General features: G+C 71.7%; 13 protein-coding genes. 9 read left to right on the top strand and 4 right to left on the bottom strand.

The annotated features are described in order from the left end of the window. Positions 1-2: 2 nt before the first annotated feature. Positions 3-983, bottom strand: coding sequence for a zinc-dependent alcohol dehydrogenase (locus tag Vse01_RS01560; RefSeq protein WP_093402328.1), 981 nt, complete (start codon positions 981-983; stop codon positions 3-5). 95 nt (positions 984-1,078) lie between these two features. Between Vse01_RS01560 and Vse01_RS01555 the strand changes: the two genes are divergently transcribed. Beyond that, complete coding sequence (locus tag Vse01_RS01555) at positions 1,079-1,900, top strand: CDP-alcohol phosphatidyltransferase family protein (protein WP_093402327.1); 822 nt, start codon at positions 1,079-1,081, stop codon at positions 1,898-1,900. Next, positions 1,789-3,627, top strand: coding sequence for a sulfatase-like hydrolase/transferase (locus tag Vse01_RS01550; RefSeq protein WP_444980315.1), 1,839 nt, complete (start codon positions 1,789-1,791; stop codon positions 3,625-3,627). The genes Vse01_RS01555 and Vse01_RS01550 overlap by 112 nt, the downstream gene beginning before the upstream one ends. Positions 3,628-3,746: 119 nt before the next feature. Here Vse01_RS01550 and Vse01_RS01545 read toward each other — a convergent pair whose 3' ends face one another. Next, a complete protein-coding gene (locus Vse01_RS01545) occupies positions 3,747-4,790 on the bottom strand; it encodes a TRM11 family SAM-dependent methyltransferase (RefSeq protein WP_093402325.1) in 1,044 nt (347 codons plus the stop codon). 128 nt (positions 4,791-4,918) lie between these two features. Continuing rightward, a complete protein-coding gene (locus tag Vse01_RS01540; protein WP_093402324.1) occupies positions 4,919-6,103 on the bottom strand; it encodes a snapalysin family zinc-dependent metalloprotease in 1,185 nt (394 codons plus the stop codon). 231 nt (positions 6,104-6,334) lie between these two features. Here Vse01_RS01540 and Vse01_RS01535 point away from each other — a divergent pair, with 231 nt between their 5' ends. From Vse01_RS01535 to Vse01_RS01505, 7 genes are all read left to right on the top strand, one after another. Further along, complete coding sequence (locus tag Vse01_RS01535) at positions 6,335-6,907, top strand: AMIN-like domain-containing (lipo)protein (protein ID WP_093402323.1); 573 nt, start codon at positions 6,335-6,337, stop codon at positions 6,905-6,907. A gap of 98 nt (positions 6,908-7,005) precedes the next feature. Further along, positions 7,006-7,686 carry a response regulator gene (locus Vse01_RS01530; protein ID WP_093402322.1) on the top strand — a complete coding sequence of 227 codons (681 nt, stop codon included), beginning with the start codon at positions 7,006-7,008 and terminating at the stop codon, positions 7,684-7,686. Between the two features lie 13 nt (positions 7,687-7,699). Further along, the gene (locus Vse01_RS01525) at positions 7,700-9,199 is read left to right on the top strand and encodes an ATP-binding protein (RefSeq protein ID WP_093402321.1); all 1,500 of its coding nucleotides are present in this window, start codon (positions 7,700-7,702) and stop codon (positions 9,197-9,199) included. Next, positions 9,196-10,077, top strand: a complete 882-nt coding sequence (locus tag Vse01_RS01520) for a Gmad2 immunoglobulin-like domain-containing protein (protein ID WP_093402320.1) — start codon at positions 9,196-9,198, stop codon at positions 10,075-10,077. The genes Vse01_RS01525 and Vse01_RS01520 overlap by 4 nt, the downstream gene beginning before the upstream one ends. A 78-nt stretch (positions 10,078-10,155) precedes the next feature. Next, on the top strand, positions 10,156-10,782 hold the full coding sequence (locus Vse01_RS01515; RefSeq protein WP_232511094.1) for a hypothetical protein: 627 nt from the start codon (positions 10,156-10,158) through the stop codon (positions 10,780-10,782). A gap of 199 nt (positions 10,783-10,981) precedes the next feature. Then, the gene (locus tag Vse01_RS01510; protein WP_093402318.1) at positions 10,982-11,638 is read left to right on the top strand and encodes a maleylpyruvate isomerase family mycothiol-dependent enzyme; all 657 of its coding nucleotides are present in this window, start codon (positions 10,982-10,984) and stop codon (positions 11,636-11,638) included. Between the two features lie 229 nt (positions 11,639-11,867). Further along, the gene (locus tag Vse01_RS01505; protein ID WP_232511093.1) at positions 11,868-12,584 is read left to right on the top strand and encodes an NPP1 family protein; all 717 of its coding nucleotides are present in this window, start codon (positions 11,868-11,870) and stop codon (positions 12,582-12,584) included. 29 nt (positions 12,585-12,613) lie between these two features. Here the strand turns inward: Vse01_RS01505 and Vse01_RS01500 are convergent, their stop codons facing one another. Further along, positions 12,614-13,771, bottom strand: a complete 1,158-nt coding sequence (locus Vse01_RS01500; RefSeq protein ID WP_093402316.1) for an FAD-dependent oxidoreductase — start codon at positions 13,769-13,771, stop codon at positions 12,614-12,616. Between the last annotated feature and the right edge of the window lie 37 nt (positions 13,772-13,808).

Here is a 13,808-nt window from a genome sequence, read left to right as displayed (position 1 = left end):
GTTCACTCCCCGTCGTAGGTGATGAGATGGCACAGCGCGGGCAGGTCGCCCCCGCTGAGTCGGGCGAGTACGTCGGGCAGTTCCGCGAACGGCGACCGGCCGGTGATCAGCACGTCGAACGCCGGGTCGGCGAGCAGGTCCAGGGCGAGCGCCATCCGGTCGGCGTAGCTGCGACTGCCGCGTCGCGCCGGCGCCACCATGCCGACCTGGCTGCTGCGGATGTTCAGTCGTCCGGAGTGGAACGCGCCGCCGAGGGAGAGTTGCACCGGCCGGTCGCCGTACCAGCTCAGTTCGAGCAGGGTGCCTTCCGGCGCGAGCAGGTCCAGGCCGCGTTGCAGGCCGGCGGCGCTGGCGCTGGCGTGCACCACCAGGTCACGGCCGTCGCTGGCGGTCTCGGGGGCAGCGAAGTCGACACCCAACGCGGCGGCCACCTCGGCGCGGGACGGATCGGTGTCGACCAGTTCCACCCGTACCCCGGGGAAGCGGGCCAGCAGGGCGGTCACCGCACAGCCGACCATGCCACCCCCGACCACTGTCACCCGGTCGCCGACCAGGGGCGGGGCGTCCCACAACGCGTTGACGGCGGTCTCCACGGTGCCGGCCAGCACCGCACGGGCCGCCGGTACCTGCGCCGGTACGACGGTCACCGCCTCCGCCGGCACCACGTACGCGCTCTGGTGCGGGTGCAGGCAGAACACCGTACGCCCGAGCAGGTGCACCGGGCCCTGCTCGACCTCGCCGACACTGAGGTAGCCGTACTTGACCGGGGCCGGAAAGTCGCCATCCTGAAACGGAGCGCGCATCGCGGCGTACTGGCTGGCGGGCACGCTCCCGGTGAAGACCAGGGTCTCGGTGCCCCGGCTGACCCCGGAGTACCGGCTGCGCACCAGGACCTCGTCGGCGTCCGGTTCCGGCAACGTCACCGGACGGATCTCACCCGTGCCGGGAGCCCGGAGCCAGAAGGCGAGGGCGGTACGCGTCACGGATTTTTCTCCTTACCTGCGTCCAGACCGAACCGATCCGTCGTATTTTCCGTAGTTCCCTGGCAGGGGTCGTCGATCATAAACACGGAGGCACGGTGTCCACAGTTCGAACCGGTCCGCAAATCGGGCTGATCGTCCAGATCGCGCTGCTGGCGGCGCTCGCCGCGACGGTCGGTCTCGGTGTCGCGGGCTGGCTGGCGGGCCTGGCGTACGGGGCGGTGACCTGCCTGGCGCTCGTGCGTGGGCTGCGTCACGCGGGCTCGGCCCGGCTGGGACCGGCCGACTGGGTGACGATGGGTCGCGGACTGCTGGTCGGGGCGGTGACCGCGCTGATCGCCGACTCGCTGACCGGCGATCGCCCCGCGCCGGTGGCGCTGCTGGTGACGATGACCGCGGTGGCCCTTGCCCTCGACGCGGTCGACGGCAAGGTGGCCCGCCGCACCGGGACGACAAGCGCCCTCGGCGCCCGGTTCGACATGGAGGTCGACTCGTTCCTGGTGCTGATGCTGAGCCTCTACGTCGCCCCCTCGGTCGGCGCCTGGGTGCTCGCCATCGGCCTGATGCGGTACGTCTTCCTGGTCGCCGGCTGGGTGCTGCCCTGGATGAACGCGCAGCTGCCGCACCGGTACTGGCGTAAGGTGGTCGCCGCGGTCCAGGGGATCATGCTCGCGGTCGCCGCCGCCCAGGTGCTGCCCGGGATGCTGACCACGGTCGTGCTGGTGGCCGCGATCGTCCTGCTGGTCGAGTCGTTCGGGCGGGACGTCAGCTGGTTGTGGCGGCACCGACCCGTCCGGACCGTGCCGGCATTTGTGGTGCCGGTGGCGCCGACCATGCCGACCGTGCCGATCGGCGTGCGACGGGCCGATCGGGTCGACGAGCGCGACCTGTCCACCGCCCCCGTACTGTCGCTGCGCTGACCCGGGAGACCCAGTTGTCGATCGCCGACCCGGCGTCCACGCCCGACGCCGACCAGAACCCGAGCACCACCACCGACGTGGGTGACGCCGCGTCCCGGCCAGCGCCGGTCACCATGCGCCGACGGATCCTCGCGCGGGTGGCCACGGCGCTCGCCGCGCTGCTGGTGCTTGTCACGTTCACCTTGCCCAACCGGCCGTGGCAGCTGGAACCCGGCGCGTTCCTACGGATCCCGCTGGAGGCGCTGCTGCTGGCGGCGCTGCTGCTCGCGCTGCCCGGTCGGCCCCGCCGGGTGGTGGCCGCGCTGGCCGGTGGGCTGCTCGGGCTCGTCGCCGTGGTGAAGGTCGGTGACCTGGGCTTCTACTCCTCGCTGGGTCGCCCGTTCGACCTGGTGCTGGACTGGTCGCTGCTGGACGAGGCGTTCACCTTCGTGGCCGAGTCGATCGGCCGGCCAGGCGCCATAGCCATCGCGCTCGGCATCGGGCTGCTGCTGCTGGCCGTTCCGCTGCTGACCGCCCTGTCCGCGGTACGGCTGTCCGGATTGCTGAGCCGGCACCGCACCGGCAGTACCCGGGCGGTTGCCACGCTGGTGGTGGTCTGGGCGGTCCTGGCCGCCTTCGGGGCGCGGATCGTGCCCGCCATGCCGATGGCCGACACCAACGCCACCATCCTCGTGCAGGAGCATGCCGCCGAGGTCCGGGACCGGCTGTACGACCGCCAGGCGTTCGCCACCGAGGTCGGGGTGGACCCGTTCCGGGACGTGCCCGCCGACCAGCTGCTCACCGGCCTACGCGGCAAGGATGTGCTGATCGCCTTCGTGGAGAGCTACGGCCGCGACGCGGTCACCGACGCCGAGTTCGCGTCCATTCCCCGGATGCTCGACGAGAGCGCCGATCGGTTGGCCACGGCCGGGTTCGCCACCCGCAGCGGCTTCCTCACCTCGCCGACCATCGGCGGAGCGAGCTGGTTGGCACACGCCACGCTGCTCTCCGGCCTGTGGGTGGACAACAACCAGCGCTACCGGAACCTGCTCGCCACCGACCGGTTCACCCTCGGTGACGCGTTCCGGCGCGCCTCCTGGCGTACTGTCGGGGTGATGCCGGCGGTCAACCAGGCCTGGCCGGAGGGCGCCTTCTACGGCTACGAGCAGTTCTACAGCGGCCCCGACCTGGGCTACCAGGGCCCCAAGTTCGCCTTCGCCCCGATGCCTGACCAGTTCGCCATCCACCAGTTCCATCAGCGGGAGCTGGCCGGGCAGCAGGACCGTCCGGTCATGGCCGAGTTGGCCCTGGTCTCCAGCCACTCCCCCTGGACGAAGGTGCCGTCGCTTGTCGACTGGGACACCATCGACGACGGCGAGGTGTTCCGGCGGGGCATCATCGGTACGCCGACGGCGCAGGCCCGCACCGGCTACCGGCACTCGGTCAGCTACACGCTGCGTACCCTCATCTCCTACGTGGAGCGCTACGGCGACGACGACACGGTGCTGGTCTTCGTCGGTGACCACCAGCCCGCGCCGGTGGTCACCGGTGAGAATCCGAGCCACGACGTGCCGATCCACATCGTGACCAAGGACCAGGCGGTGCTGCAGCGCATCAACGACTGGGGTTGGCAGGACGGCCTGACCCCGGACCCGAGCGCACCGGTCTGGCCGATGAACGAGTTCCGCGACCGTTTCCTCACCGCCTTCGGCCCCACCGGATCCCGCCCCCAAGCCCAACCCCGCTGACCCCCACCCCCGCGATCTTGCGCTTTCTGTCCCCGCAAGAGGGGCATAGGGCACATTTCGACGACCAAAACTGCAAGATCGCGGGGGTGGGGCGGGGGCGGGGGTGGGATGGGGTCGGGTCAGGTGGGTTTGTGGGCTACCAGGACGTCGCGGACGATGGCTTGGTCGACGCGGTGGGAGAGGGCGCGCCAGGGGCCGGTGTCGAGGACGGTCAGGCCGGCGGCGGTGAGGCGTTCGGCGGCGGCCTCGCGGCGGGCGACGTTCGTGTTCCACGAGATACCCAGCGCGCCACCGGGGCGCAGCACCCGCGCCCACCCGGGGGCGGCGGCGGTGAGCAGGGCGAGCGGGTCGCGGGCCAGCCCGTTCTCGGCGGTACGGCTACCGTGCTGCACCCCGTACGGCGCGTCGGCCACCACCACGTCGATCGTCTCCGGGCGGAAGAATTCACCGACCCGGGTGGTGTCGGCGTTCACCACGTCCACCGACTGCACGTCGCCCGCCTTGTGGGCCTCCTTCGAGGCGGCCAGTTCCACCCGTAGCCGCCGGCCGACCACCTTGCGCTCCCGGCGGATCGGCCCGGACTCCAACACCCGGTGCTTGATCCGCTTGCGCTTGAGCCAGGTGCTCAGAAACGTCTGGTACGCCTCGAAGTCCTTGCTGTCCCGGTCGAGACCGGCGGCATCGAAGCCGTACATCATCGCCTGGTTGAGCGTGGTGCCCCGCCCGCACAGCGGGTCGAGCACCCGGAACCGCCGGGTCAACAGCTCGCCGGCCCCGTCCGAGGCGAGCAGCGTGACGTTGAGCAGCAGCTTGGTGAACTGCTCGTTGGTCTTGCCCGGGTACTTCTGAATGGTGAGCAGGTCGTCGTCGAAGCGGTCCAGCCGGGTCACCGGCACGGGCCGCAGCAGGTCGCCGACGAACTCGAAGATCGCGTACGCGCCGGAGAGGTTGCTCAGCAGCGCGGCGTCCCGCTCGCTCAGGCCCCCGGCGACCTCGAACGTGATGTAACGCGCCCCGCCGATGGTCGCGGTCGCCACCTCACCGATCCGCCCACCGAGCACCGCGCCGCCGAAGATCTCCAGCTCCGCCCGCGTCAACTCCACGGCCGCCCCCGAGTACACCCGGTTACTCGACGGCAGACTCAGCACCCCATACCTCGCCACGACCGCCCACTATCCCACCCCACCCCCGCGCTCCCCCGCACCCCCTCGCCGATCATGCAGGTGTGGCACCCGGAACACCCCTTTCGAGGTGTTCGTGAGGCACCACAACTGCATGATCAGCGCAGCTGTCAGGCGGGGAGGCCGCCGACCTGGGAGTTGATCCAGGAGCGGATCGAGGTCAGGTCGCCGTAGATGGACGGGCCGGTGGCGCAGGTGGAGTTGTTGTTGCCCGCCCGGCTGGTTGCGCCGATGACGTTCCACACACCGTTGATCCGGCGCACCTGGGGGCCACCGGAGTCGCCGTAGCAGGCGCCCGCGTTGCCGTTGGTGTTGTTGGTGCAGATCTCGTACGGACCGTTGATGCCGCTGCACCGGCTGTCGGACACGATCGAGGTGTCCAGTTCGTGGGCCACGGTGGGCGCGGAGCCGCAGCCGCGGGGCGCGCAGGTCTGGCCCCAGCCGATGATCCGGGTGGCCGTGCCGACGGCGCCGGAGGTGGTCGGGATGGGTGCCGGCGCGTAGCTGACCGAGCTGGCGAGTTGGAACAGCTTGACGTCGATGCTCGGGTGGTTGACCGCCCGGCTGACCCGGACGACCGTGCCGCCGCTGGTGCGGTTGATGCTGCCCACCCGCACCGACGACGGGGTCGGGCAGTGCCGCGCGGTGACCACCCAGTTGGACTTGATCAGGGTGCCGGTGCAGCCTGAGGTGTAGACGAGCCACGGGTAGTTCTCGGTCGCCGGCCGGCCGTTGACCACCAGGATCCCGACACCGGCGTCCTCGGTCCAGGTGTAGCTGCCGGCCGCCGCCGACGCGCGCACGCTGCCGGCGAACAGCTGGTTGACCCGGCTCGCCTCAGCGGCGCTCGGGTACGCGTTGGTGCAGGAGACCGGCGCGCTGCTGCCGGACATCAGGTCGGAGCAGAGCCCGGTGCGCCGGTCGGGCAGACCGAGGATGTGACCGAACTCGTGGGTGGCGATCCTGGTGCGGTGGTAGCCCTGGTTGACCGCCTGCCAGCCCATCCAGATGCGTCCGGCGCCGAGCCCGGTGACCTGCGCCCGGGGCCAGCCACTGTCGACGTAGATGGTGACGCTGGCGGGCGTGCCGGGCACCAGCCGCACGTTGCTGACCCGACTGTTCCAGATCTGCGCGGCCTGGTCGAAGTTGGTCCGGAACTCGCCGGCCCGGCTGGCGTCGTAGTAGACGGTCCGGGCCGCCGAGGCGCTGGCGGCGGTGGCCACCTGAAGCCCCGTCGCCGCCAGCACCGCCGCCAGCGCGGCGGTGGCCGCGCGCAGCAGTTGTCGTCGGATCATCACGCACTCCCTGCGGACTGAGCGGCGCGCCGACACGCCGCAATCGATGTGCGTAAATATTAATGGGCGCCCCTGGACGGTTGTCATCGCGAAAGCGTCATACCGCCCGCCGCTGTTACCCCTGCGTTACGCCACGGCGAAACTGCCGTGGCGTAACGGCGCGACCGTGGGATTTCACCAGGTCAAGCCCGCACGTCCTGAGGGACGAGGCCGGCTGGAAGGGAGCACCGAATGAGGATCAGAAGGACCGTCACCACGCTGCTCGTGGCGCTCGCCGCGCTGATCGCCGCCACGGCCGCGCCGAGCACCGTCACGCAGGCGGCGACCGGCGCGCCGTACTGCGGGATCACCTGGGGCAGCGCCGACAAGACCGCCGGGGCGCTCAGCTCCGCACCACTGATCGACGTGCGAACCGGTAGGCACGACTGTCACGACCGGGTGGTGTTCGAGTTCGACGGCCCGGTCACCGGCTACAGCGTCGGCTACGGCGAGACGTACACCGAGGGTGAGGGGTTGCCGCTGTCGCCGTACACCGCCGGTGACGCGCTGCTGCGGGTCTCGCTGCGCGCCCCCGCGTACGACGACGAGCACCTCGCGACGGTGCCATACCGGACCGGCGAGCACGTGGCGAACGTGCTGCGCTACCAGACCCTGCGCGACGTGGTCTTCGGCGGCAGTTTCGAGGGCTACAGCACCTTCGCCGTCGGTGTCCGCGCCCGGCTGCCGTTCCGGGTGTTCGTGCTGGCCGGACCCGGCAACCACAGCCGGATCGTGCTCGACGTGGCGCACCAGTGGCAGGAATGACCGACCGCTGCGGTGAGGGTCCGGCACCGGCCGGACCCTCACCCTCGCCCGTCACGCCGAGCGACGTACCTGCCGTCCGGGACTACCCTGGGTGCATCATGGACGGCCGCGTGCTGGTGGTCGAGGACGACGCCTCCATCCGGGAGGTCACCGCCCTCGGGCTGCGTCGCGCCGGGTTCCGGGTGGACACCGCCGCCGACGGCCGGCAGGCGCTGACCGCCTGGCGGGCCGGGACCGTCGACCTGATCGTGCTGGACATCATGCTGCCCGGCCTGGACGGCCTCCAGGTGTGTCGGGAGATCCGGCGCAGCAGCGCGGTGCCGATCCTCATGCTGACCGCCCGTACCGACACCATCGACGTGGTGGTCGGTCTCGAATGCGGTGCCGACGACTACCTGCGCAAGCCATTCGACCTGCCCGAGCTGGTGGCCCGGGTCCGTTCGGTGCTGCGCCGCGCCGTGGTGCCACCCGAGCCCGGCGCGTTGCGGGTCGGCGACCTGGAGATCGACCCGGGCGCGTTCGTGGCCCGCCGGAACGGTCAGGAGCTGCCGCTGACCACGACCGAGTTCCGGCTGCTGCTGGAGCTGGCCCGCCGACCGGGGCAGGTGTTCACCCGCGAGCTGCTGCTGGACCGGGTCTGGAACCACAGCTACCTCGGTGACAGTCGGCTGGTCGACGTGGCGGTGCAGCGGCTGCGCGCCAAGGTCGAGGCGGACCCGGGCACCCCTCGGCTGATCCGCACGGTACGCGGCGCCGGGTACAAGCTCGTCGCCGGATGAGCGGCCGACGGCGATGGGTGCAACGCCAGCACGGGAGACGACGGCAGGATCACCGACCGTCCGTCCCGGCCGGCTGCGCCGCCGGCTGACCATCGCGTTCGTGCTGGTCGCCGGAATCTCCGCCGGAGTGCTCGCCGGTGGGTCGTACCTGCTGCTACACCAGGCCCGCTACGACGCGTCGTTGCACGCCGCCGCGGCCGACGCCCGCTACCGGCTGGTGCTCGCCGGGCAGTTCCTGCCGCTGACCGAGCAGCGCCGCAGCGACCTGCTGACCAGCTTCGAGGGCAGCGACCGGCACGTGGTGCTGATCGCCGGGAACACCTGGCCGTCGGACCCGGCGTACGCGCCGCACCTGACCGAGCGGCTGCGCAGCACCGTGGCAGCCGGGCAGCTCGGCTACCAGCGCGGCTCCGGACCGACGCGGCTGCTCGTGGTGGGCGGACGGATTCCCGGCTCGACCGCCGAGCTGTACGTGATCACCGACGAGAACGACCTCGCGGCCGGGTTGGAGCAGCTCCGCAACGCGCTCGCCGCCGGCTGGGTGCTTGTGGTGCTGCTCGCCGCCACGGTCGGGCACACCCTCGCCCGGCGCACCCTGGAACCGGTGGGGCGGGCCAGCCGGGCCGCGCGAGCCATCACGGAGGGCCTGCTCGCCACCCGGCTGCCGGTGGCCGGACGGGACGAGTTCAGCGGGTGGGCGGCGTCGTTCAACGAGATGGCCGAGGCGTTGGAGGCGAAGATCACCGCCCTGCACCACGCACAGGAACGCGAGCGGCGGTTCACGGCCGACGTGGCGCACGAGCTGCGTACCCCGGTGACCGCCCTGGTCGGCGCGGCCTCGCTGCTGCGCGACCACCTCGACCAGTTGCCCACCGATGCCCGGCGCGCCGGTGAGCTGCTGGTCATCGACGTGGTCCGGTTGCGTCACCTGGTGGAGGACCTGATGGAGATCTCCCGGCTGGACGCCGGGCGGGAGGCGGTGCACGTGACCGACGTGGACGCACCAGACCTGGTACGCCGGATCGTGGCCGCTCGCGGCTGGCCCGACCGGGTCACGGTCGACGGCGACGCGCTGCGCCTTCGCACCGACCCGCGCCGACTGGAGCGGGTGCTGGGCAACCTGATCGCCAACGCGGTGCAGCACGGTGGCGGTGAGGTGCGGGTGCGGACGGCCCGGGCCGGTGACCGGGTGCAGATCGACGTCGACGACCGGGGGCCGGGAATCCCGGCGGAGCACCTGCCCCGGCTGTTCGACCGGTTCCACAAGGTCGACCCGGCGCGATCCGGCGGCGGTAGCGGGCTCGGTCTGGCCATCGCCCTGGAGAACGCCCGGCTGCTCGGCGGCCGATTGACCGTGCACAGCACCCCCGGCACCGGCACCCGGTTCCGCCTCGACCTGCCCGACATCGCGCCCGCAGGCGTCCCGTCCGCAGAGCGCACCGGACCCGGACGGGCGTCTGCGGGGCTACCCCCCGACGTCGGCGGCTCCGAGCTGACGGGCGGCACCGGATGAGCCGATGCCGATCCGCGACGCTGATCGCGCTGGTGCTGCTGGTCGCCGGGTGCGCGCCGTCGCGGTCAGGCTCGCTCGGGCCAGCGCCCACCGCCGCCGCGCCGGTCGTGCCAGCTCCCACAAGCGTCGGCCCGTCCGCCCCCATTGCACCGACGCTGCCCACCGACGCCCCCGCACCGACCACGCCCGGCACGCGCGCCACCGGCGTCGCCCGGCCGGAGACCCTCACCCTTGAGCTGTGGTACGTCCGTGACGGGCGGCTCGTCCCGACCCGACGCACCCGACCCGCCACGGTGGCCACCTCCCGGCTGGCCCTGGCCGAGCTGGCCGCCGGGCCGACCCGGCGGGAGGCCGACGCCGGTCTGGTCACCCTGCTGCCGGACGGCGCCGAGGTGAGCCGGATCGTCGCCGGTGTCGCCACCGTCCGGCTGGCCGTCGTGGCCGACCCGGTCACCGCCCGGCTCCGTGAGGCGCAGGTGGTCTACACCCTCACCCAGTTTCCCACCGTGCGACAGGTCGACTTCGGCACCGCCGCACCGGCCGGCCGTGCCGACCACGCCGACCTGCTGCCACCGATCGTGGTCACCGGCCCGGTCATCGCCGGCCGGGTGACCAGCCCGGTCACCGTCACCGGCAGCGCCGACGTCTTCGAGGCGACGGTCAATGTCCGGGTGCTTGACGCCGCCGGCCGCCAACTCGCCACCGCCTTCACCACCGCCACCTGCGGCAACGGCTGCCGGGGCGGGTACCGGGTCGCCGTGAGATACCGGCTGTCGGCCGAGCAGAGCGGCACCATCGAGGTGTACGAGGTGTCGGCGGTCGACGGCTCCCGTACGAAGGTGGTCGCGGTGCCGGTGACCCTGGCCGCGACGCGCTGAGCCGGCCCCGCGGCGACGGGCGGAAGGTCGGTCGCGGCCGGCGATTCGATCTCGACGACCGCGGCTACGATCTCCGACGTGTCTGCGAACGCCGTAACCGGGATGACCGGTGCCTGGACGGCCGCTGCCTCGGCCCGCCGGACGGCGCTGCTGGTGCTGTCCGGGTTCGTCATCGCCGGGCTTAACACCGGCATCGGGTACGCCGCCGCTGGCACCAGGGCTGTCGCGATCGGGACCGGCATCGTCCTGTCGCTGGCCTTCGTGTTCGCCGTCCGCCTCCTGCACCGGGCGGCCTGGCTGGCCTTCCTCTCCTTCCTCCCGGCCCTCTTCGTCCTCGTCGGTTCGGTGCAGCTCGCCCCCGACCTGGCGCTCGAACAGCGCGGCGTACGCCAGGAGGTCACCGTCGTCGACGCACACGCCGACGGCAGCCGGCACACCTTCGCCCTTTCGGGCGCGACCGGGCCCCTTGCGGAACCGCTTGTCTACCAGGGCAGTGACCCCGGTTACCGGATCGGCGAGCGGCTCAGCGTGCTTACCGACCCGGACGGGGAGCTCACCCTCCAGGACGCCGACCGGGTCGACTCCGGCGGCAAGCTGATCGCGCTCCTGCTCGGCGTCAGCGGCTGGACCTTGATCGCCCTGCTCGCCGGGTGGCGTGGTCACGTCCGCCGCCGCACCGGCCGCGAGGACACCCTGGTGATCTAGCGGGTGGCGATGGTGTCGAGCCAGGACCGGATCCTCGGCCTGGGGCGGTCACCCCGGCAGCCGCCTCGGAAGGAGGGCCGGTCACGAGCGACGATTCTGCCCGACGGCCGGAGTCTTTTCTCTCGACACGGCACGGCTGGGCCGTTCGTCGGACCCTGATCGCACGACGTGACGGCGGCCACCACAGGAGGTTCACTGCATGACCGAGAACACTGCGAAACGTGACCGCATCGCCGTCTGGTCGCTGGTCCACGCGGAACGGGCGGCACTGGCCGACGACCTCGCCGGCCTGACCGCCGACCGGTGGGCCACTCCGTCGCTCTGCACAGGTCTGACGGTGCGTGAGGTCCTCGCCCATCTCACCGCGGCGGCGAGCCTGAACCCCGCGCGCTGGATGCTGGGCGTGATCCGATGCCGATGGGACTTCGACCGGCAGGTGCTCATGCGACTCCGGGAGCAACTGGGCGACACCCCCGACGACACCCTCGACAGGTTCCGCGGGATCGTCACCAGCACCACCAAGCCACCCCTGCCGGTGTTGGCGATGCTCGGCGAGCAGGTCGTGCACGGCGAGGACATCCGCCGCCCTCTGGGGCTGGAGCGCCCGTACCCGATCGAGACCCTCACCCAGGTAGCCGAGTACTTCGCCGGCTCCGACCTCACCGTGCCGGCCAAGGGTCGGATCGATGGGTTGCGCCTGGCGGCGACGGACGGCCCCTTCGCCACCGGTTCCGGGCCGCTGGTGTCCGGTGGCACGCTCGCGCTGACGATGGCGATGACCGGGCGGCGGGCCTACTGCGCGGACCTGACCGGCGACGGTGTGCCAATTCTGCTCGGCCGGTGCCCCACGGCGTGATCCCACCGTCCACCGGGTCGGTGAGCGCCGCCCACCGACCGTTAATGAGCCGTCCTCATGTTTGGCGTTGACCCTCCCACCCGGACGTGCGATATAGATATCCATGAAATCTGCGTCATCACCGTCCGCTCCCCCGCCGACGCTCGCCGCCGGCCAACCGCCGCGCCGGTCTGGTAGCCGTGGCCGGCGAGGGCTGGGCCGGCTCGTCGCTGGACTAACCGTCCTGGGCGTGCTGGTCCCGGCGGCACCGGCTCACGCCAGCTCACTGCCCAACCTGCCGCCCAACGCCGGCGGCTACGAGTCGTCGTTCTCACCCGCCTACGACTACGACACCGACGGCTGCTACGCCGTCTCCGCGATCAGCCCGGACGGCACGATCAACGGCGGGCTACGGACCACCGGGGCGATCAACGGCAGCTGCCGGGACCGCTCCGACCTGGACATGTCGCAGTCGTACGCCCGGTCCAAGTGCAACAACGGCTGGTGCGCGATCGTCTACGCCAGCTACTTCGAGAAGGACCAGGCCGTGCACGGCAGCGGTCTCGGCGGCCACCGGCACGACTGGGAGCACGTCATCTCCTGGGTCGACCAGGCGGCCAACCGGGTCGAGTACGTCAGCACCACCCAACACAGCAGCCGGCGCACCTACCCGCGCGCCCAGGTACGGTTCGACGGCACCCACCCGAAGGTCGTCTACCACAAGGACGGCGCGTCGACGCATTTCTTCCGCCTCGCCAACAACAACGACGAGCCGCCGGAGAACCACTACCACGTCTGGCACTACCCACCCGTGGTGGACTGGAACGGCTGGCCCAGCACCGAGCTGCGCAGCCGGCTGATGGACGCCGACTTCGGCGCCGCCACCATCAAGATCAAGGATGGCTCGTTCGAGTACCTGCTCAACGCCGCCAAGCCGGCCGGGATCCCCTTCGACCCGTACGGCTGACCGGCCGCGCGCCGGGACCGGCGGCACGATCACCGGTTCTGGCGTTCGATGCCGCGACGGACGAGGCCACGGATGCCGGGCAGGGTGAGCACCCGGATCGTGACCTCGTTCAGCCAGACGTGCAGGCGACTCGGTGGCGCGTACTGGTACATGCCCCGGCGGGCGAGCGCCTGCCGCTTGACGACCTCGGCGCGCAGGCCGGTCTCCCACTCGGTCAGCGCCGACCGGACGTCGTCGCCGTGTCGCCCCAGGGCGGTGCCGAGCTGGTCGGCACCGGCGAGCGCCAGGGCCGCGCCGTGCCCGGCGAAGAGGCTGACACACCAGGCCGCGTCACCGAGGAGAACCGTCCGACCGCTGCTCCACTGCGGCAGGTCCACCTGGCTGACCCGGTCGAAGTAGGCGTTGACCGGCTCGGCCTCCAGGTCACGCAGTGCCTCGGGTACGCCGCCGGCCACGTCCCCGAAGGCCGCGCGCAACGCGGGCACCGGCCCGCGTTGCAGTTCCCGCTCCGGGTCCGCACAACGGTAAGTGAAGAAGGCCGAGGACCGGCGCGGGCCCAGGTTGACGATTGCCGCCGTACGTCCCGGACCGATGAACGTGGTGGCAGACGACGCGGGCACGGCCTCGGGCGGACGGATTAGCGGGAAGGCCGCCACCACGTACGGCAGGTCGACCCGATGGCCGGTGCCGAACAGGGTCGTCCGGGTCGCGGAATGCACGCCGTCGGCGCCGACGAGCAGATCGGCCTCCTCGGTGGTGCCGTCGCTGAGCCTGACCACCACCCGGTCGGCATCCTGGTCCACGGACTCGACGGTGGTCCCGAAGCGGATCTCGGCCCGATCGCGTACCGCCTCGTACAGCACGTCCTCCAGATCACCCCGGAACACCGTCAAGGTGCGGGGGCCCAGTGCCGCCTCCGCGACGACCGAGGGCACCGTGAGCTTCGGCCGACCGTCCGCTCGGACCAGCACGGTGGTGAACGGGCCAAGCGCGTGCTCGGCGAGGGCGGGAACCAGACCGAGCCGCTCGACGGCGTCATAGCCCCCGCCGAGCAGGTTCACCAGGTAGCCACCACTGCGCCGGACCGGGGCACGTTCCACGACGATCGGCTGCCACCCGTCGCGTGCCAGTCGCAGGGCGGTGGCGAGACCAGCTATGCCGGCACCGACGATCACCGTTCGCTTCATTCGAACCCCCAGGTATGAGCGTTTGCTCAAACATGAT

The organism is Micromonospora sediminimaris (assembly GCF_016863575.1).
GTDB lineage: Bacteria > Actinomycetota > Actinomycetes > Mycobacteriales > Micromonosporaceae > Micromonospora > Micromonospora sediminimaris.
The sequence above is the reverse complement of the archived record's forward strand: the minus strand, read 5'-3'. Positions and strand labels throughout refer to the sequence as shown.

What these genes read in the sequence shown, in the direction of transcription:
- Vse01_RS01535 (WP_093402323.1), top strand. Translation starts at nt 6,335, where the DNA reads ATGAGGATCAGAAGGACCGTCACCACGCTGCTCGTGGCGCTCGCCGCG.
- Vse01_RS01530 (WP_093402322.1), top strand. Translation starts at nt 7,006, where the DNA reads ATGGACGGCCGCGTGCTGGTGGTCGAGGACGACGCCTCCATCCGGGAG.
- Vse01_RS01520 (WP_093402320.1), top strand. Translation starts at nt 9,196, where the DNA reads ATGAGCCGATGCCGATCCGCGACGCTGATCGCGCTGGTGCTGCTGGTC.
- Vse01_RS01500 (WP_093402316.1), bottom strand. Translation starts at nt 13,771, where the DNA reads ATGAAGCGAACGGTGATCGTCGGTGCCGGCATAGCTGGTCTCGCCACC.
- Vse01_RS01510 (WP_093402318.1), top strand. Translation starts at nt 10,982, where the DNA reads ATGACCGAGAACACTGCGAAACGTGACCGCATCGCCGTCTGGTCGCTG.
- Vse01_RS01540 (WP_093402324.1), bottom strand. Translation starts at nt 6,103, where the DNA reads ATGATCCGACGACAACTGCTGCGCGCGGCCACCGCCGCGCTGGCGGCG.
- Vse01_RS01525 (WP_093402321.1), top strand. Translation starts at nt 7,700, where the DNA reads ATGGGTGCAACGCCAGCACGGGAGACGACGGCAGGATCACCGACCGTC.